Source organism: Kitasatospora sp. NPDC052896 (assembly GCF_044547075.1).
In the GTDB taxonomy this organism is placed as follows: Bacteria; Actinomycetota; Actinomycetes; order Streptomycetales; family Streptomycetaceae; genus Kitasatospora.
The window spans coordinates 1-1,412 of record NZ_JBITZU010000079.1; the positions used below are offsets into that span (position 1 = coordinate 1).

Genomic DNA, 1,412 nt, shown 5'->3' on the forward strand with positions numbered 1-1,412 from the left:
TGTTCACCAGTCCGAATCGCGCAGGTCAGGGCCTATCCCATCCGCCCCGCGTGACACCTGATACCCGCTCATGACACCCCATCCGTGAGAGGCGCGTGAGAAGCGGTGCGCGATCGCGACCTCGACTGTGACCTTCCTCACAACATCATTGTAGCCTCGCTCGCCCGGGTGAACACGGCCACGGCTTCTGATTCTCTTGCCTGCCGGATTCTGCTGATCGCCCAATTCGAGAGTTCTGCGAGAACGGTCGGTTCTTTGCTGGTCCGGCAGGACTCGAACCTGCGGCACGCCGCTTTGGAGACGGCTGCTCTTCCAACTGAGCTACGGACCAGTGCGTTGCCGAGGAATCGAACCTCGCCATCCCTAAGGGAGCAGGGGTTACAGCCCCGCTTGCGTCCCAGCGCTCAACGCTTGGTGATGCACCGATCGTAGGAGGCTGCGGTGGGCAGTGCGAGCGAATATCGAAGCGCGCAACCGCTGTGCCAGAGTGTCCAATCCCGGGAAACCGAAATCATTCGTCACCAGTCATCGGCGCGGTTACGGTGGGCGCCCAACCGTATGGACCGAGGAGAGCAGGCGATGTCCCAGGCGAAGACCGTGACGTTGTGGCGGCCCAACGGCCCGGAGGAGCTGGCGTTGGTCGAGGCGTCGGGCTGGCGGGCCTGGCCGCCTTGCCTGCCCGAGCAGCCGATCTTCTACCCGGTACTGAACGAGGGCTATGCGATCCGGATCGCGCGGGCCTGGAACGTGCCCGCCTCGGGAGTCGGCTACGTCACCAGGTTCGAGGTCGACGCCGCCTTCGCCGCTCGCTACCCGGTCCAGCAGGCCAGCGGACGCACGATCCTCGAGCTGTGGGTGCCGGCGGAGGAGTTGGACGAGTTCAACCGGCATATCGTCGGCCGCATCGAGGTGGTCCACGAGTTCCGGCCGCAGCCCCACGCGCAGGCGAGCCAGTGACGATCTTCCACTGTGTGCGCTGCAACCAGCCCCTGACCGAGTCGCTGACGCTGCTCGCGCCGTTCCCGACGCGGCCCGAGCCGGTGGAGCAGCAGATCGCGCCGTCCACCGTGCCGCGCGGCTGCTATGCCGTCGACCCGGAGCCGTTCGGCGCACCGTTCGTCCCGAACGACGACCTGCAGGAACCGATCGCCGCGATGGCGAACATGACCGTGGTCCGCGATGGTGCGTTCCTCAAGTCGGCGGGTCCGCGGGACACGGTGGTGCTCCATCCCGACAATGCCGTCGGGCTGCACGACTCCCCAGAACGGGAGCCGTGGATCGGCTGCTGCGGACCAAGCGGCATGTACGGCCCGAACCAGCTGTGTGCGTGCGGCAATCCGGTAGGCACGCTCGTGGCGGACTGCCTCATGCAGAACGAACTGCACCTCGATCCCCGGCGCATCTGGGCGGAG

The 1,412-nt window shown here is 66.4% G+C and carries 1 protein-coding gene, 1 tRNA gene and 1 pseudogene; 2 read left to right on the forward strand and 1 reads right to left on the reverse strand.

Annotated features, from left to right (window positions below; all coding sequences use genetic code 11):
* Positions 1–258: 258 nt before the first annotated feature.
* Positions 259–331 (reverse strand) — tRNA-Trp (locus ACIGXM_RS37390).
* A 248-nt stretch (positions 332–579) separates the two neighbouring features.
* On the opposite strand from ACIGXM_RS37390, the gene ACIGXM_RS37395 reads away from it, so the two are divergent.
* On the forward strand, positions 580–957 hold the full coding sequence (locus ACIGXM_RS37395) for a hypothetical protein (RefSeq protein ID WP_396568583.1): 378 nt from the start codon (positions 580–582) through the stop codon (positions 955–957).
* A pseudogene (locus ACIGXM_RS37400) lies at positions 954–1,412 on the forward strand (site-specific integrase); the annotation flags it as partial. The gene ACIGXM_RS37395 and the pseudogene ACIGXM_RS37400, both read left to right, overlap by 4 nt.

Excerpts from the sequence above, each read along its gene's own strand:
- ACIGXM_RS37395 (WP_396568583.1), top strand. The coding sequence starts at position 580 with ATGTCCCAGGCGAAGACCGTGACGTTGTGGCGGCCCAACGGCCCGGAG.